At 35.4% G+C, this 18,079-nt stretch carries 14 protein-coding genes; 13 read left to right on the top strand and 1 reads right to left on the bottom strand.

What is annotated here, in order from left to right:
• Positions 1 to 211 precede the first annotated feature (211 nt).
• Together ACFHWD_RS09110 and ACFHWD_RS09105 are read left to right on the top strand one after the other, a co-directional pair.
• Complete coding sequence (locus tag ACFHWD_RS09110; RefSeq protein ID WP_378061497.1) at positions 212 to 1,063, top strand: DegV family protein; 852 nt, start codon at positions 212 to 214, stop codon at positions 1,061 to 1,063.
• Between the two features lie 5 nt (positions 1,064 to 1,068).
• Positions 1,069 to 1,530, top strand: a complete 462-nt coding sequence (locus ACFHWD_RS09105; RefSeq protein WP_150358265.1) for a PadR family transcriptional regulator — start codon at positions 1,069 to 1,071, stop codon at positions 1,528 to 1,530.
• A 41-nt stretch (positions 1,531 to 1,571) separates the two neighbouring features.
• Here the strand turns inward: ACFHWD_RS09105 and ACFHWD_RS09100 are convergent, their stop codons facing one another.
• A complete protein-coding gene (locus ACFHWD_RS09100) occupies positions 1,572 to 2,285 on the bottom strand; it encodes a TerC family protein (RefSeq protein ID WP_378061495.1) in 714 nt (237 codons plus the stop codon).
• Positions 2,286 to 2,602: 317 nt separating this feature from the next.
• Between ACFHWD_RS09100 and ACFHWD_RS09095 the strand changes: the two genes are divergently transcribed.
• From ACFHWD_RS09095 to ACFHWD_RS09045, 11 genes are all read left to right on the top strand, one after another.
• Positions 2,603 to 3,724: a YibE/F family protein gene (locus tag ACFHWD_RS09095; RefSeq protein WP_378061493.1), complete on the top strand. Its 1,122-nt coding sequence runs from the start codon at positions 2,603 to 2,605 to the stop codon at positions 3,722 to 3,724.
• Positions 3,725 to 3,792: 68 nt separating this feature from the next.
• Positions 3,793 to 4,128, top strand: coding sequence for a hypothetical protein (locus tag ACFHWD_RS09090; RefSeq protein WP_378061491.1), 336 nt, complete (start codon positions 3,793 to 3,795; stop codon positions 4,126 to 4,128).
• Positions 4,129 to 4,221: 93 nt separating this feature from the next.
• Positions 4,222 to 7,800: a BREX-1 system adenine-specific DNA-methyltransferase PglX gene (pglX, locus tag ACFHWD_RS09085; RefSeq protein WP_378061489.1), complete on the top strand. Its 3,579-nt coding sequence runs from the start codon at positions 4,222 to 4,224 to the stop codon at positions 7,798 to 7,800.
• Between the two features lie 33 nt (positions 7,801 to 7,833).
• Positions 7,834 to 9,231, top strand: a complete 1,398-nt coding sequence (locus tag ACFHWD_RS09080) for an aspartate ammonia-lyase (protein WP_378061487.1) — start codon at positions 7,834 to 7,836, stop codon at positions 9,229 to 9,231.
• 18 nt (positions 9,232 to 9,249) lie between these two features.
• On the top strand, positions 9,250 to 10,488 hold the full coding sequence (gene hydF / locus ACFHWD_RS09075) for a [FeFe] hydrogenase H-cluster maturation GTPase HydF (RefSeq protein ID WP_378061485.1): 1,239 nt from the start codon (positions 9,250 to 9,252) through the stop codon (positions 10,486 to 10,488).
• Between the two features lie 380 nt (positions 10,489 to 10,868).
• Positions 10,869 to 12,497 carry an ABC transporter substrate-binding protein gene (locus ACFHWD_RS09070; RefSeq protein WP_378061483.1) on the top strand — a complete coding sequence of 543 codons (1,629 nt, stop codon included), beginning with the start codon at positions 10,869 to 10,871 and terminating at the stop codon, positions 12,495 to 12,497.
• A 112-nt stretch (positions 12,498 to 12,609) separates the two neighbouring features.
• The gene (locus tag ACFHWD_RS09065; RefSeq protein ID WP_378061481.1) at positions 12,610 to 13,605 is read left to right on the top strand and encodes an ABC transporter ATP-binding protein; all 996 of its coding nucleotides are present in this window, start codon (positions 12,610 to 12,612) and stop codon (positions 13,603 to 13,605) included.
• 3 nt (positions 13,606 to 13,608) lie between these two features.
• Positions 13,609 to 14,625, top strand: coding sequence for an ABC transporter ATP-binding protein (locus tag ACFHWD_RS09060; RefSeq protein WP_378061479.1), 1,017 nt, complete (start codon positions 13,609 to 13,611; stop codon positions 14,623 to 14,625).
• A 27-nt stretch (positions 14,626 to 14,652) separates the two neighbouring features.
• Complete coding sequence (locus ACFHWD_RS09055) at positions 14,653 to 15,603, top strand: ABC transporter permease (protein ID WP_190972207.1); 951 nt, start codon at positions 14,653 to 14,655, stop codon at positions 15,601 to 15,603.
• A gap of 12 nt (positions 15,604 to 15,615) precedes the next feature.
• Positions 15,616 to 16,527: an oligopeptide ABC transporter permease gene (opp4C, locus tag ACFHWD_RS09050; protein ID WP_378061476.1), complete on the top strand. Its 912-nt coding sequence runs from the start codon at positions 15,616 to 15,618 to the stop codon at positions 16,525 to 16,527.
• A gap of 29 nt (positions 16,528 to 16,556) precedes the next feature.
• Positions 16,557 to 18,020, top strand: a complete 1,464-nt coding sequence (locus ACFHWD_RS09045) for a M20 family metallopeptidase (protein ID WP_378061474.1) — start codon at positions 16,557 to 16,559, stop codon at positions 18,018 to 18,020.
• The last annotated feature ends 59 nt before the right edge of the window (positions 18,021 to 18,079 follow it).

Below are 18,079 nucleotides of genomic sequence, written 5' to 3'. Positions count from 1 at the left end.
GTGCTTATCGCCCACTTTAAGAAGTTGGGAGTATTAACAATGGTAGCGTTCGGATAAGTTAGTGCAGCAGTCTGTTTATAGGCTGCTGTTTTTTATCCAGTTAATTATCAATAGTGATATATATCACTATTGATAATTGAGCAGAAGATGATATAATTATTATGTTGTAAAAATTTAATTAAAATTTTATAAAAAGTGGAGGGAATAAAGTTTGGAAAAAATTGCATTGATAACGGATAGTACAAGTGATATGCCTAAGGATGTGGCGGATAAATATAATATAAAAATACTTCATTATAGGATAATATATAAAGACAGGGAATTTGTTGATGGGATAAATGTAGATTCAAAGTATATTTATGATAATTTAGACAGGGAAATACCTACATCTTCATTGCCTTCTATGAATGAAATGGAGAACTTATTCAACAATTTACAAGATGAAGGATATACTCATGCCATAGTTGTAACTCTTTCTGGCGGTTTGACTGGTATTTTTAATGGGGTAAAGCTGGTCAGTGAGAATTATCCTAATATTAAGACTTACATATATGATTCCAAGTCCATCTCTGTAGGAGAGGCCATGCTAGTAGAAGAATGTGCAAAACTTATAAAAAAAGGAATGACTTTCGATGAAATAGTAAATAGTTTGCCTTCTTTAAGAAAAAGACTGCATTTGTATTTTGTAGTTGGTACTTTAGAATATTTAAAAAAAGGCGGGAGAATAGGCAAGGTAGCAGGTACTATTGCAGAACTTTTAAATATAAAGCCTATTGTAGCCATTGATGTAAATGATGGAAAATATTTTACTTATGACAAAGTGAGGGGAAGAAAAAAATCTTTAAATAGAATGGTTGAAATTGCAAATAACATTCTTAAAACCAAAAAATGCAGGATGAGTATACTACATGGATGTGCTCTGGAAGATTCTAAAAAAGTATTTGATGAAATTAAAAAAAATCCAAATGTAGTTTCTGCCACTTTTGGAGGAAATATAAGCCCTGTGGCAGGAGTGCACAGCGGACCTGGCCTAGTGGGTTTAGTATTATTTGAGGAAGAATAAATTTTATGGATAAATTTGATTTGGAAAAGAGTACGAAAGAAGAAGAAAAGCGTCTATATAGAGAATACAAGCAAAAGTTAGCTGAGCTCAAGAAGGTGAAGAAAGAGAGGGAAGCTGTAGGACAGGTATTTACAAAAGGCCTTTTACAAATATATGTTCTTTATATTTTAAGCTTGGAAGCTACTAATGGAAATGATATATCCCGAAAAATAGGAGAGAGAACTGGCGGCAGGTGGATACCTAGTACGGGGGGAATTTACCCATTGTTAAAAAAACTGGAGAAAAGTAAATTAATTGAAGGAAAGTGGGATGATTCTAAAAACAAAATGCAAAAAATATATACTTTAACGGATTTGGGTGTCAGTGAATTGAAGAGTAAGAAGAAACTTTTAAAAAATAAAATAGAAGAATCATTAGAAGTGTTTAATATAGTCTATAAAGATCTGTATGGTACTTCAGAGGAATAAAAATTTCCTCTGAAGCCTATTTTTGATTCTAGTTTACTAATTTATTTGATAGAATGCTGTTCTTTAAACTCTTTTAAAGAACGGGAAACGGGCCTCCTAGTTCTATAAACTCCATAGAGCAGTACAATTAAAGCAGAACCGAAAGATATTACATTTATCATCATGGGAGAAGTGTAATTATGTAAAAGTCTGTCCTCTAATAGCATTTTAAAAGCTGTATGGGCAAGTATGGCGCCTCCCAGGTATATTATCATAGGGTGTTTATTCATAAGTTTTGCTACATACTGGCTTCCAAAGAATATAATGGGGATATTGAGCAGCAGTCCGAAAATTATAAGTAATATATGACCTTCGGCCGCACCGGCAATTGCCAGCACATTATCCAAACTCATAGTGGCATCAGCTATGACTATACTTAAAATTGCTGAAAAATATTTGCCCGTTGGGGTTATCTGCTTTTTTTTCACTTTTTTTGATTGGGGTCTTATGAAATTCCAGGTTATTTTTATAAGTAAAATTCCACCGATTAATTTTATGGGAAGCCATTCTATTAAGAGTATATAGGTAATAAGACATGCAAACAGTATTCTCAGGAAAACTGCAACAAACACTCCAATCATTGAAGCGGATTTTGCATGTTTTTTTGGCAAATCTCTCGTTGCCAGAGCGATTACTCCTATATTATCACCACTTAAGACTATGTCGAGTAAAGTTATCTGTAAAGCTCCTGATAAAAAGGCAGCTAAATTTTCCATTCTAAAGTACTCCTTTTAACAGTATATTTTGATATTTAAGTTAGTTTATATTTATTATTTCTACAGAGTAATATATTCTCTAAATGTGCTAAATATTACCTTAAGGTTATCACTCACATTATTGTAACATATACACTGTATAATGTAAAGTATATTATATAATATGGTTTTAATGTCTATATAATTTAGATTATAATATATGGATGTTGGAGCATTTTATTATGTGAAGTTCCATAAATAAATTCAGATTAGTTAGAGACTTCATGAGAAGAAGGTGAATTAAAATATTAAGAGCAAAAAATACTTCAGTTATGTTAATGATTTTTATATTGCTATTTTCGGGTATATTTTCTGTAAAAGCCGTATCTGATGAATATAACAAACCTATCCATGGCATGGTTGTTAAAATAGAATCACAGGGAGACAAAAATTCTCAAAGATTTTCCAATGTGGATGTAAAAATAATTTCGGGAAAGCTCAAGGGCAAAACGGTTACTGTGCAAAACTTTGTAGGAGGGAAGATAAAAGATGAGAACAGCAGCACTCAAAGTTTTGTGAAAGTTGGAGACGAGGTTTTGATAAATGTCGACAAATATGATAAAAGCGGTAATGTGAAGAGTGCATATATATATGAAATAGTCAGGTATAAATACCTCTATAAATTGGGAATATTTTTTATTCTGCTTTTGATAATTATTGGGGGCAAAAAAGGACTCAAATCAGTTATAACTTTGGCTATAACCGGAGTTATGGTGTTGAAGGTTTTAATACCTCTTGTAATACAGGGGTTTGATCCGGTAGTTGTTTCTTCAATTATATGCATGTTTGCGATTGTGGTAAATCTTGTTATAATAGGCGGGAAAAATGAAAAGACACTGGCAGCTATTATAGGCACTTCAGGAGGCGTGCTGATTGCAGGAATTATAACGATGTTTTCGAATTCTATAATAAGGGTAAATGGACTTACAGATGATCAAATGCAATCTATTATCTATACTGCGCAAAATTCTAATTTTGATTTTCAGGGCCTTTTGTTTGCAGGAATAATTATGGGGGCTCTGGGTGCGGTCATGGATGTGAGTATATCAATAGCTTCTTCGGTAAAGGAAATTGAAGATGCTAAACCGGATATAACAGTGAGGGAATTGATAAAATCTGGTATGAATGTAGGTAAGGATATAATGGGAACTATGGCTAATACTTTAATACTCGCCTATGTAGGAGGAGCTATGTACATAATGATTATGGTTTCTTCCTATTCCTACAGCACTTCTATTACTACTGCCATTGATCAGGACGTGATTGCTTCAGAAATATTAAAAGCTTTAGCTGGAAGTATTGGACTGATTTTGGCAATACCCATTACAACAGTTGCAGCTGCACTGCTTGTTAAAAGACATAGAGAAAAAATGCAGGGAATATCTGAAGAGGGAAAGTGAAAGTAACATTTTATCATCTGAATAAATATAATACAGTGAAACAAATTGAAAAGAAAGGATGAAGTACAATGGAGATCACTGTAAATTTTTACATTGTTTCAGATGAAGATTCCGGAGAATCGGAAAAATTCCACAGCCAGATAAAATCGGAGAACCCTATATATTTAACTCTTCAGGAAGGTGACATTATAGTATCTGAAAAGGATAATTTAGAGTATGCTGTAGTTAAGACCGTAAAAAATCTTTATAAAAAGGAATTAGACGTATATATAACTGGTATAAAAAGTAAAGAAGAGATAATGGATGAAATAGAAAATCTGGCTAATAAAACTGTAAAATCTGTATTGGAGTCCATTAAAGATACATTGGGTTTTGATGAAAAAAAGGATTTTAGTAAGGATTAAGGTTAAAGGCACTGTTGAATTCATTTACTTTTACTTTTTATGATTTCAATAGTGTTTTTGATCATAGAAAAATTAAATTTAGGAGTATGAAATATGAATAAAAGCGCACTTAAAAACTTGGCTTGTGAAGGCAGAACTGAACTAATTGAAAAAGTACATATTAAGGCCCTGCAATATGGCATACACGGAGATGATGCTGAAAGATTTAACCCTGAGGCTGTGAATGGAATTACCCTCAGCAATGAGGAAGAATTACAGAGGGAAAAAATAATTGAGAAAATTGAGATCCTGAATAATAGAGGTGAAAATGGATATAAAAAGGTAATTGAGAGAATTGCCTATATCTGGTTTAATAGATTTGTAGCGTTGAGGTTTATGGAAGTGAATGATTATCTGCCTACAGGAGTAAGGGCATTGTCTTCTTCTTTACCGGGATCTGTGGAGCCAGATTTAATGAAATACGCTTTTGAAGTGAAGCTCCCTGTAGATACTGAGAAAATATACAAGATGAAATTAAATGGTGATATGGAGGGCCTGTTTAAATATATGATAATAACTCAGTGTAATAGTTTAAGCAACTCTCTTCCATTTGTGTTTGAAAGGATGGAAAGCAGCTGTGAATTATTGTTTCCGGAGGGAATTTTAATAAATGGAGATTTTATAAGGAAATTGACAGATACTTCCCTTATACCAGAAAAGGATTGGAAAGATGTAACTGTTATAGGGTGGCTCTATGAATACTACATATCTGAGGAAAAAAATAAGCTGATGAAGACAAAGAAAAAGTATACTAAAGGTGAAATACCATATGTGACACAGCTCTTTACTCCAGATTGGATAGTCAAATACATGGTTGAAAATTCCCTGGGAAGGTATTGGGTAGAAGCCCATCCGGAGCATGGCGATCTAAAAAGAAATTGGGAATTTTATATTGAAGATCTACGGCCTGGAGCTTATGAAAAATTACGGCCTCATATTGATAGAAAATTAAGTATTGAAAATGTTAAATGTTTTGATCCGGCTTGCGGATCGGGACATATACTTATATACATGTTTGATGTATTGTATCAGATATATGAAAGATGTGGTTATGATCGAGGGAAAATACCAGAATTGATTATAGAGAATAATCTTTATGGAATGGACATAGATGACAAGGCATATAGGCTGGCGTGTTTTGCTGTTGTCATGCAGGGAATGAAATATAACAAAAAACTTCTCAAAAATATAGAGAGAAAATCAAGAGACGGGCAGTTTAAAAGCATTGATTTAAATATAGTGTCTATACAAGAGAGCAATGACCTTAATGAAGATGATATAGTTTATATAGCAGGAAGTAAATTTGGTGAAAATTATGTAAAGACGAAGGCATTTATAGAAACATTTAAAGATGCTAAAATATACGGATCATTAATACAACTGAGAGGATTTAAAAAGGATTTTTTTATAGATAGATTGAAATATATGATAAATAATTCAGATTACAATTTAATTCAACATAAAAGAAGGGAAAAAATCATTAAATTATTGTCTGAATTTGTAAAGCAGGCTGAGATAATGTCAGAAACTTATGATATTTTAGTGACAAATCCACCTTATATGGGAAACAGGTATTTTAATCCACTGCTAGGAAAATATATTGCTAAAAATTATCCAGTGGCAAAGATGGATATGTTTTCTGCTTTTATGCTGTATAGTTTTTCAAAAGTTAAATGTAATGGGCATCTGGGTTTTATGGTACCTTTTGTGTGGATGTTTATACAGTCCTATGAAGAGTTGAGAAAAATTGTAATTCATACCAGAAATATAAGTAGTTTGATTCAGCTCGAATACTCTGGATTTGAAGAGGCGACAGTGCCTATTTGCACATTTACCTTGAGAAATTATAGTGTGGATGTGCCGGGAAATTATATAAGATTGTCGGATTTTAAGGGGGCAAAAAGACAGCCGGAAAAAACCAGAGAGGCAATAGCCAATTCCTGTGTGGATTACAGATTTACTGTGGAACAGAAAAAGATGAAAAAGATTCCAGGAAATAGATTTGGATACTGGCTTACAGATAGGGAGATTGAAATATTGAATAGATCGAAAGTTGTAGCTGATGTTGCGTATCCTTGCACGGGCATGCAGACAGGTAGCAATGATAAATACATAAGACAGTGGTTTGAGGTAGACTATAATCACATAAACTTTTCTGGAGTGAATAGGAATGATAAGTACTGGATTCCATATCAAATGGGCGGCGAGGCAAAAAAATGGTATGGAAATATATCTGAGATAATTTATTGGAAGGACAACGGGCAGAAAGTAAGAGAGGAAAAAGGTTCCATCATACGAAATGAAAAGTTTTTTTTCCACAAAGGCATAAGCTGGAAGAGAATAACCTCTGGAAAAAATACCATAAGAATACTGAATGAGGGTTTTATTTTTGACCAGTCTGCTGATTCAATATTTGTGAAAAATGAATTGGACTATAATTATATGTTGAGCTTTTTTAACACCAAGATAATGACAAATATCTTTGAGTTTATTGCCCCTACGTTAAATCTCACTGCAGGTACTGTTAAGCAGATACCAATATATATGGAACAAAATCCATCCATAAGAAAAAAAATTGATCTGCTCTGCAGGGAATGTATATCCATATCCAGAAATAACTGGGATTCTTTTGAAACCTCCTGGGATTTCAAAAAACATCCTCTGCTGATCTACAAGGGGAATTCAAATACCATAGAGAAAGCCTATTACAATTGGGAGAATTTTTCTGAGAAACAATTTTATAGGATGAAGTGTATTGAAGAGGAATTAAATAAAATATTTATAAAAATTTATGGTTTTGAAAATGAAATGACTGCAGAAATTGGGGAAAAAGATATTACAATAGAGAGAGCCAATAGGGAAAGGGGAATAAAGTCCTTTATATCCTATGCAGTAGGATGTATGTTTGGAAGGTATTCTCTGGATATGGAGGGAATTGTGTATGCAGGAGGCAGTTTCAGTTCGCACTTTACAGTTGACAGTTCTCAACACGGGGATAAGGTGTGGCAGGTAAGAAAGGTGGATAAAGATGATGAGGGCAATGTTATATCTGATTTGTGGACAGATGCTTCCTTTGCTCCGGAGGAGGACAATGTAATTCCAGTATTGTATGAGGATTATTTCAGAAATGACATAGTATCCAGGTTTGTAGAATTTGTGAGAATAGCTTTTGGAAAAAAGAATTTATCTCAGAATATTGCTTTTATAGCACAGACTCTTAAAAAAAAGAGAAATGAAAGCGACAAGGAAACTTTGAGAAGGTATTTTATGAATGATTTTTTTAAAGATCACTTTCAAAGATATAAAAAAAAGCCCATATACTGGCTGCTTACTTCCGGTAAATACAAGGCTTTTAACTGCTTGATCTATGTACATAGATTTGATAAGAATATATTATCCAAAATTAGAACTGATTATATATGTAAACTTCAAGGCAAATTGTATAAAAAAAAGAATGCCCTGTGTCTTGAAAAAGGAAACACAGCTCAAAAACTTTCAATTCTCCATAATCAGCTGGATGAATTGAGAGAATATGATAAAAAACTGCATCATATGGAAAACATGCAAGTAGAAATTCATCTTGACAGTGGAATTAGAGCCAACTATGAAAAATTCAAGTCAATTTTGAAATGAAATTATGAACTGCAAAATAAAGGGGGTAAGAATGTGGAAGACAGATTTGAGAGAGATTTGCTGGGAGAGAAAAAAATTCAGAGTTCAGCTTATTTTGGCATCAATACTCAAAGAGCCATGGAAAATTTTAATCTGGGCGGCAAAATAGTGAATTTGAATCTGATTAGAGAAATTGCACTAATAAAAAAAGCAGCCGCAATAGTAAACAGGGATTTAAAAGAGATGAGCTCTGATAAGGCTGATGCCATAATTAGAGCCAGTGAAGAGGTTATAGAGGGCAGATTTGATGATCAATTTAATCTGAGTGCGTTTCAGGGGGGAGCAGGTACTTCTACAAATATGAATGTAAATGAGGTTGTAGCCAATAGAGCCATAGAAATACTTGGCGGTAAAAAGGGCCAGTACACTCTGGTACATCCACTAAATGACGTGAACATGTCACAATCAACCAATGATGTGTATCCTACAGCTCTTAGAATTGCAGCTATACGACAGATAAGAAAATTGAGTAATTGCCTGGCGGATTTACAGGAAGAACTGCAGGTAAAGGAAAGTGAATTTTCTGATATGATAAAATTGGGGAGAACTCAGCTTATGGATGCACTTCCAATGATGGTAGGCCAGGGGTTTGGCGCCTATGCCAAAGCAATAGCAAGGGACAGATGGAGAATTTATAAGGTAGAAGAAAGACTGAGGGAAGTGAACATAGGAGGTACTGCCATAGGCACAGGTCTAAACGCCCGAAATAAATTCATATATGAAATAACGGATGTACTTCAGAATTTAACAGGGCTTGGACTTGCCAGATCCGATTATCCCATGGATATAACCCAGAATTGTGATGTATTCGTAGAGGTGTCGGGGCTATTGAAAGCTCTGGCTGTAAATTTGATGAAGATTTCCAATGATTTGAGATTGCTCAATTCAGGACCCAGAGGGGGAATTGGAGAGGTAGTACTTCCCGAGGTACAGGCAGGATCTACTATTATGCCGGGCAAAGTAAATCCAGTTATAGCGGAAATGGTGGGTCAGGTCAGTATGAGAGTCATATCAAATGATACTGCCATCACCCTGGCCAGCGGTTCGGGACAGCTGGAGCTGAATGCTTTTACACCGCTTATTGCGGAGTGTCTGCTTGAATCTCTTGAATTGCTGGAAAGATCGGTTACCATATTTAAGGAAAAGTGCATTGAAAATATTAAAATAAATGAAAAAAAATGCAGAAATAACCTGGAATCATCTACGGCGCTGGTAACAGCTCTTGTGCACTATATAGGCTATGACAGGGCTGCACAACTGGCAAAAAAGGCATTGAGAGAAAACAAGACAATAAAAAAAGTGCTTCTGGAAGAAAAAGTGCTGACAGAGGAAAAAATAAATGAGATAATGAATCCATATCAGCTTACAAAACCAGGGATACCTGGCATATAAATATTTGGAGGTGTAATTATGGGCTTAAACGAAACTCCACGATCTGTAAGAGTACATATAGCCTTGTTTGGAAAAAGAAATGCAGGGAAATCAAGTATTATAAATGCAATAACCGGGCAGGATATAGCCATAGTATCAGATGTAAGGGGGACTACTACAGATCCAGTTTATAAATCCATGGAGATTTTACCTATAGGACCCTGTGTGATAATAGATACGGCAGGACTTGATGATGAAGGTAAATTGGGGCATTTGAGAAAGAAGAAGACCATGGAGGTGTTAAATAAAACTGACATCTCTCTGGTAGTGATAGATTCTGTTCTTGGAATTACCGATTATGACAGATATATAATAAATGAGATAAAAGACAAGGATATACCGCTTATAGTGGTACTGAACAAAATAGATATTCTAAAGAAGGATAATAATTATATCAAAAATGTAAAAGAGGAATTTAATGCTCCGGTAATATCGGTGTCTGCTGTATCAGGTGAAGGAATTAAGAAGCTGAGAAATGAAATAGCAGGTATATTGCCCCAGGATGAAGATAGATTTAAAATAGTAGGAGATCTGATAAGCCCCGGAGATTTTGTGGTGCTCGTCATTCCAATTGACAAGGCGGCACCTAAGGGAAGGCTCATACTTCCACAGCAGCAGACCATAAGGGATATCTTGGAAAGCGATGCCATGGCGGTGGTGACAAAGGAATATGAGCTCAGAGAGACTTTGGAGAATTTGGGCAAAAAACCTAAAGTGGTGATTACGGATTCCCAGGTATTTTTAAAAGTTTCAGCAGATACTCCCAAAGATATTTTAATGACATCTTTTTCCATATTGTTTGCCAGATATAAGGGAGATCTGGTGGAACTTATAAAGGGAGTAAAAGCTGTAAAAAAATTAAAAGATGGTGACAAGGTATTGATTGCAGAGGGATGCACCCATCACAGACAGTCCGATGATATAGGAAAAGTGAAGATACCCAGGTGGATAAGGCAGATCACGGGGAAGAAGATAGATTTTGAGTTTTCTTCAGGCGTTTCTTTTACAGATGATATAAAAAAATATGCACTCGTAGTTCACTGCGGCGGGTGTATGTTGAATAGATCTGCTATGATTTACAGGATAAATACTGCAAAACAATTCAATGTACCTATAGTCAACTACGGCATTTTGATTGCATATGTTCAGGGAATATTGGACAGGGCTTTAAAACCATTTCCGCTGGCTAAAATGGCATGGGACAGCACCGAGGATTAATTATTTTAAATCAAATGTAGAAATTATTAAAAAATTATATATATATATTCTTAATTATTATTGAATAGGTAAAGCATGATTAATATCACATTAGTGAATTAATTATGCTTTTTTAAATGGGAAAAAGAAAATTTAAATTTAAAAATTTTTTAAAAGCACATGATAATTTGCAATTATGAATAAATGCCGTAATTTATATTCATTAAACGTATACATGATTAATAATATTTAAAAAAATAGAATGATTATATAAGAAAATAATAAAAAATGTAACATAAAAATATTAAAATATTATTGAATTGAATAATAAATGGTGGTATTATTATAAAAACATTCATTTGAATTTGTTTTTTTAGTATAATTTTGGGAGGATGACTAGAATGAAAAGAAATAAGGGAATTAAAAGTAAAATATTAATTTCGCTGGTATGTATTCTTGCACTTATTTTACCTGCCTGTGGAAGTTCAGGTGGAAGTTCCGGAAGTTCTGGAGGAGAGAAAAAGATCATTAATATAGGAATGATGAATGCACCAAGTGGTTTCAATCCTTTGGAGTGGACAGACGTAGCTCAGGAAGTAAGCTGTGGACTATTATTTCAAGCTCTAGTAGAATTGGATGATGATATGAAATATAAGCCTATGCTGGCCGATTCCATTACAACTAAGGACAATAAGACATTTACAATTAAACTCAATTCAAAGGCGAAATGGAGTGACGGGAAGCCTGTAACAGTAGATGATGAATTGTATACTATTGGCCTTATATCTAACCCTAAAGTGCCATCCACTGTGGCATCAAATTTTAACATAGTTGAAGGTTTGGATGAAAAAGGGAAAAATACTGCAGGGGGTACAGATATATCTGGTGTGAAAAAAGTTGATGACCACACCATGACAATCACTACAAAGCAGCCTATGGAATTGACACTGTTTGAAGATACAATTGGAACTAAGCTTAAGGCTCTTCCTAAACACGTACTTCAGAGTACTGCACCGGAAAAGATCTATCAGAGTTCTTTCATTCAAAAGCCAACAGTAAGCGATGGACCATTTAAACTTGAAAAATATGTAAAAGATCAGTATGTACAATTTACAGCTAATAAAAGCTATTTTAAAGGCACACCTAAACTTGATGGGTTGATTTTCAAAATAATGCCTGGAGCTAATATAACTGCTCAGCTGCAGAGCGGAGAAATTGACATGAATGACCCTAACTTAGGACAAATACCTTTTGAAGATTACAGCAAGGTAAAAGGCATGAGCAATTTGACAACTGATTCAAAGGGAGTTCAAAGCACTATTCAGACTTTGATGATAAATACAAAGACTATAACTGATCCAAAGGTTAGAAAAGCTATTTCCTATGCTATAGACAGAAATATGATAATAAACAGTTTATTAAAGGGTCAGGGACAAATAATCGAGCTGCCATATTTGAAGGAAAGTAAGTTTGTAAATAAAGATTTAAAGCCTACTTCTCATGATACTGAAAAAGCTAAAGCACTTTTGAAGGAAGCAGGATGGGATCCAAATAAGGCAATAAACTTTGATATACCTACAGGAAACAAAGTTCGTGAACAGGTAGCAGATATTATAACTCAGAACCTGAAGAGTGTGGGAATAAAAGTTAATCCTCAAAAGTATGATTTTGTTACAAGCCTTGCTACAGCTAAAAAACATAATTTTGATATATATCTGGTAGGTATACCTGTTTATCCTATGAATCCTGATGTATCGTCTATATTAAAAACTGGACAGGGACTTAATTTGTCACAGTACAGCAATACGGAAATGGACAGCCTGCTTTCAAACGGCTTACATCAGACTGATCCAGCTCAGGTAAAAGCAACTTATGATAAAGTACAGGAAATATTTGCGCAGGATTTACCTTGTCCATCAGTATATGTTCAGAACCAGCTGAAAGCTGTAAATAAGAGAGTAACTTATGGAAAACCTAAGAACTACGGTATGTTCATTGATGTATATAAATGGGATGTACAGAGTAAATAGTAAAAATAATTGATCTATGCAAAAGATTATACGTTTATTAAAGACTATAATCTTTTGCAATATAAAATACAGTAGAATTTATTATAAAATTATAGAAAGGATGGTAAATATTATGAGTTGTTTGCTTTCGGTAAAACACCTCCAGACGGCATTTAAGTCCAATAAAAAAGAAGTTGTATCTGTAGAAGATGTGAGTTTTGATATAAATCGAGGGGAAACAGTGGGAATAGTTGGAGAATCAGGATGTGGTAAGAGTGTAACTTCTCTATCTATAATGAGACTTTTAGGCAAAAGAGGGTATATAAAAAATGGTGAGATAGAGTTTGACAATATAGATCTCGTAAATTTGGAAGATAAAGAGATGAGAGACATCAGGGGAAATAAAATATCCATGATATTTCAGGAACCAATGACATCTTTAAATCCTATTTTTACCATAGGAGATCAGATAACGGAAGCTATAAAGCTGCATCAGAACATGAACCATAAAGAAGCAGAGGAATGTGCAGTGAAGATGCTGAAACTGGTAGGCATACCAAGGGCAAACAAAATAATAAATGATTATCCTCACACACTGTCTGGAGGAATGAGACAGAGAGTGATGATTGCAATGGCGCTTTGCTGCAAACCTGAACTCTTGATTGCAGATGAACCCACTACTGCACTGGATGTTACCATTCAGGCTCAGATTTTAGATTTGATTAAGAAGCTCAGAAAAGAAATGAAAATGTCGGTTATGCTTATTACCCATGATTTGGGAGTTGTAGCAGAAATGGCAGATAAGGTTATTGTAATGTATGCTGGACAGGTAGTTGAAGAAGCGGATGTTTTCACTCTGTTTGACAATCCAAAACACCCTTATACAAGGGCACTTATAAAGTCAATTCCTCAAATTGATGCAAAATCCGATGAACGTCTGGAATCTATAAAAGGGATGGTTCCATCTACCTATCAGGGGATAGTTGGATGCAGATTTCATAATCGCTGTCCTTACGCATCTCAACGATGCAAGATGGAGGCGCCAACTTTAAGTTCTAATAGAGAGGGTCATAAAGTACGATGCTTTTTAGCTGAAAATGTGGAGGAAGTAGATAAGGAGGCAATATAGCTTATGATTAAAGACATAGAGAAACAGGCAGCACCAGTGCCTTTGCTTTCTATTAAAAAATTGAAGACCTATTACCCTATAAAAAGAGGTATTTTATCCAAGACAGTTGGATATATAAAGGCAGTAGATGGTGTGGATTTGGAAATATATGAAGGGGAGACCTTGGGGCTTGTGGGAGAATCAGGATGCGGAAAATCTTCGATGGGACGTACAATTGTAAGACTTGAAAATCCCACTGAAGGAAGTATAGTTTTTAATAATGAAGATATTGCAGGGTATTCCAATAAACGCATGAGCAGTATTCGCACTGATTTGCAAATGATATTTCAGGATCCGTATTCTTCACTGAACCCTAAGAAACGTGTCTATGATATACTGGCGGAACCTCTTAAAGTTCATAAAATTGTCCCTGAAGACAAAATACCTGAGGAAATTGACAAGCTCTTGGATGAGGTAGAGCTTCCCAAAAATTTTAAAAACAGATATCCAAATCAGTTTTCTGGAGGCCAGAGACAGCGTGTGGGTATTGCAAGGGCCCTTGCGCTGAGGCCCAAACTTATTGTCTGCGATGAGCCTGTATCTGCACTTGATGTATCTACTCAAGCGCAGGTATTAAATCTTTTAAAGGACTTACAGAAGAGATTGAATCTCACCTATCTTTTTATAGCTCATGGATTAGGGGCAGTAAAATATATAAGTGATAGAATTGCAGTTATGTATTTGGGAAAAATTGTAGAACTTGCAAGCACGGATGAAATTTTTAAAAATCCCAGACATCCTTATACTAAAGCGCTTTTAAGTGCCTATCCAGTACCTAATCCACATATGAGAAACAAAGAGAGAGTCATATTGGAAGGGGATGTACCTAGTCCAGCTAATCCACCACAGGGATGTAGATTTCATACCAGGTGTAAATTTGCCAAGAAAAATTTATGCGATAAGGACATACCGGAGTTGAAACAAGTAGAAGGGGCAGATGGGAAACATCTGTCGGCTTGCTTTTTTCAAGATAGTTTTTAGCTAATGTTATTTAAGGAGGACTTTTAAATGGGTAACTATATTTTACGAAGAATATTGATAAGTATTCCAGTATTAGTTGGTGTAACTATAATAAGTTTTGTAATTATAAATATGGCACCAGGCAGTCCGCTGGACAAAATGGTTGATCCAAATCTCACAGCAGCTGATATTGCGGCTAGAAAAGCTGCACTTGGCTTAAATGGACCGTTGTATGCCAGGTATTTAGCTTGGTTAGGAAATGTGCTCCATGGGAATTTAGGGTATTCAATGACATCTTTCCAACCTGTATCCGAATTAATTGGTCAGAGAATACTTCCTACTTTTGTTCTCATGGGGGCTGCACTTCTCATTGGATTTGTCATTGCCATTCCACTTGGAGTATTGAGTGCTACTAAACAGTATTCAAAATTAGATTATATTTCTACAACAGGATCACTTATTGGAATATCAGTTCCAACTTTTTTTCTAGGTCTTGTATTTATATATATTTTTTCATTGAAGTTAAAATTATTGCCTTCTGGAGGCATGATAACACTGGGACAGGATAATGGTTTTGTGGACAGACTGAGGCATTTGATATTGCCTGCTGTTGTCCTTGGAGTAAATGAGGCGGGAACACTTGTCAGGTATGTACGCTCCAGTATGCTTGAAGTACTGAATCAGGATTATCTCCGTACTGCAAGATCAAAGGGTCTAAAGGAATCTATAGTTATAAACAAACATGCTTTTAAAAATGCAATACTGCCTGTTATAACTATAACGGGTGTAGAAATTGTAACTTTATTAGGAGGATCTGTAGTTACTGAACAGATATTTCAGTGGCCGGGGATAGGACAGCTCACTATAGCCTCTGTAATGAGTCGTGATTATACTACTTTAATGGGTCTTATTCTATTTGGTTCAGTAGTTGTTATAGTGGCAAATCTATTAATTGATGTCATATATTCTATTGTTGATCCGCGTATTAGATATAACTAGGAGGTTAATATTATGAGCAAAATGGAAGCGGAATTAAAAAATGGTTCAAGCGATTTAGCTATTGAGGCCACCGAAGCTAGTGAAAATTATGCGCGCTTGATTCTAAAGCGCTTTAAAAAACATAAAATGGCTGTAACTGGAGTTATATTTATAGCAATATTAGCTGTAATTGCAGTAACTGCTCCATTGTTGGCTCCACAAAGTCCGTATGCCGTAGAGAATTCTTTTGGTGCCGCACCTTCTGCAAGACATATTCTTGGAACTGATCAGGTAGGAAGAGATGTGATGAGTCGTCTTATATATGCTGCACGTGTTTCGCTTATTGTTGGTATTGGAACAGTAATCTTAAGTGTAGGCATAGGTACAGTTCTTGGACTTATATCAGGATATTTTGGTGGAAAGGTAGATATGATTATCATGCGTATAACAGATATTTTCATGTCATTTCCCCAGATGATGCTCATATTGGTTGTAGTGAGCATTGTAGGTCCGGGACTTTGGAATATTATATGGGTTTTGGGTTTTCTTGGATGGCCTAGTGTAGCACGTTTGGTAAGAGGAAATGTACTTTCAATCAAAGAAATGGATTATGTAAGATCTTCTGTAGCACTGGGGTTTAGTACTTCTAGAATATTGTTTTCTCATATACTTCCAAATACTATGGCGCCAATACTTGTAAATGCCACTTTTGGAATTGCCAGGGCCATTATATATGAAGCTTCACTTAGTTTTCTAGGTATGGGAGTACAGCCGCCTACAGCAAGCTGGGGGAATATGCTTACAGATGCCCAGGCTATTACGGTTCTGACTACAAAACCATGGCTTTGGTTTCCGCCAGGAATTATGATTGTAATTACTGTTTTGGCATTTAACTTCATTGGTGATGGGTTGAGAGATGCCTTTGATCCGACAAATGAAAGATAATCAATTTTTGAGAAGTGAGGCACAATTTTATGGCAAATACAGATGAAATAATAGATATTGTAGAAGAAAAAAGAAATTTATTTATTGATGTAAATGATAGAATATGGGAATTTGCTGAAAACAGCTTTAAAGAATTTAAATCCTGCCAACTTTTATGCAGTGTGCTTGAAAAAGAAGGTTTTACAGTTCATAGAAATGCAGCGGGAATTGACACTGCATTCAAAGCGGTTTACGGCAGTGGCAGTCCGGTAATCGGAATCCTGGGCGAATATGATGCACTGTACAATTTAAGTCAAAAAGGGAAAATTGCCACAAAGGAACCCATAGTTGAAAATGGGAATGGACATGGATGTGGACACAATGCACTGGGGGCGGGATCTCTAGCGGCTGCAGTGGCAGTTAAAGATTATCTTAAGAAGCACAATATGAGCGGGACTATATGTTATTTTGGATGTCCTGCAGAAGAGGGTGGCTCAGGTAAAACCTATATGGTTCGTGAGAAAGTATTTGATGGAGTGGATGCAGTCTTTGGATGGCATCCACAAAGCATAAATACAGTACTGGGCAGCAGTATGACTGCTAATATAGAAGCCTATTTCAGATTTTATGGTGTAAGTTCCCACGCGGCGGATTGTCCCCACCTTGGAAGAAGTGCACTGGATGCAGTAGAGCTTATGGACATAGGAGCAAATTATTTGAGAGAACATGTAATTCAGGATGCCAGGATACATTACGCCATTACGAACAGCGGTGGATCTTCGCCTAATGTTGTACAATCCTATGCGGAAGTACTTTATCTGGTGAGAGCACCTAAAGTGAGCCAGACAAAGGATATTTACGAGAGAATTAAAAATATTGCCAGAGGAGCTGCACTTATGACAGGTACTAGAGTGAAAGTGATTTTTGACAATGCTCTTTCAAATCTCATTATAAACAGCACTTTAAGCAAGATAATGTATGAAAAGATGCTGGAAATAGGACCTGTTGTCCCAGATGAAAAAGATCTCAAATATGCTGAAGCCATAAGAAATACGTTGACAGAAGAGCAGAAAAATTATTTTCCCGTCTCCCTGGATGATAAACTCAAAGACAAATTGAGAAAAAAGGCTATTGCGGATTTTATTATACCTTATAGAGAGAGCCGGAATATAATTCATGCCTCTTCAGATGTGAGTGATGTGAGTTGGGTTGTACCCACAGCACAGTGTTTTACAGCCTGTTATGCATTTGGAACACCGGGACATTCCTGGCAGGTGGTAGCTCAGGTAAAAGCCGAGTTTTGCCACAAAAGCATGCTGATGGCAGGAAAAGTTATGGCACTTTCTGCATTGGAGCTATTTGAAAAACCTGAGCTAATTGATAAAGCTAAAAGAGAATTAAAAGAAAGACTTCACGGAGAAAAATATATATGCCCCATACCTTCAAATATTAAACCTTCTTTAAATAAAAAGAATCGTCAAGGTTCTAATGAGAATTATCTAGTTTGGAGATGATAAAAATGGCCATTATGGAAGAAGCTCAAAAAATTAAACCCTGGATGGTGGATCTCAGA

It is taken from the genome of Clostridium sp. MT-14 (assembly GCF_042436595.1).
GTDB classification, from domain to species: Bacteria; Bacillota; Clostridia; order Clostridiales; family Clostridiaceae; genus Clostridium_B; species Clostridium_B aromativorans.
The sequence above is the reverse complement of the archived record's forward strand: the minus strand, read 5'-3'. Positions and strand labels throughout refer to the sequence as shown.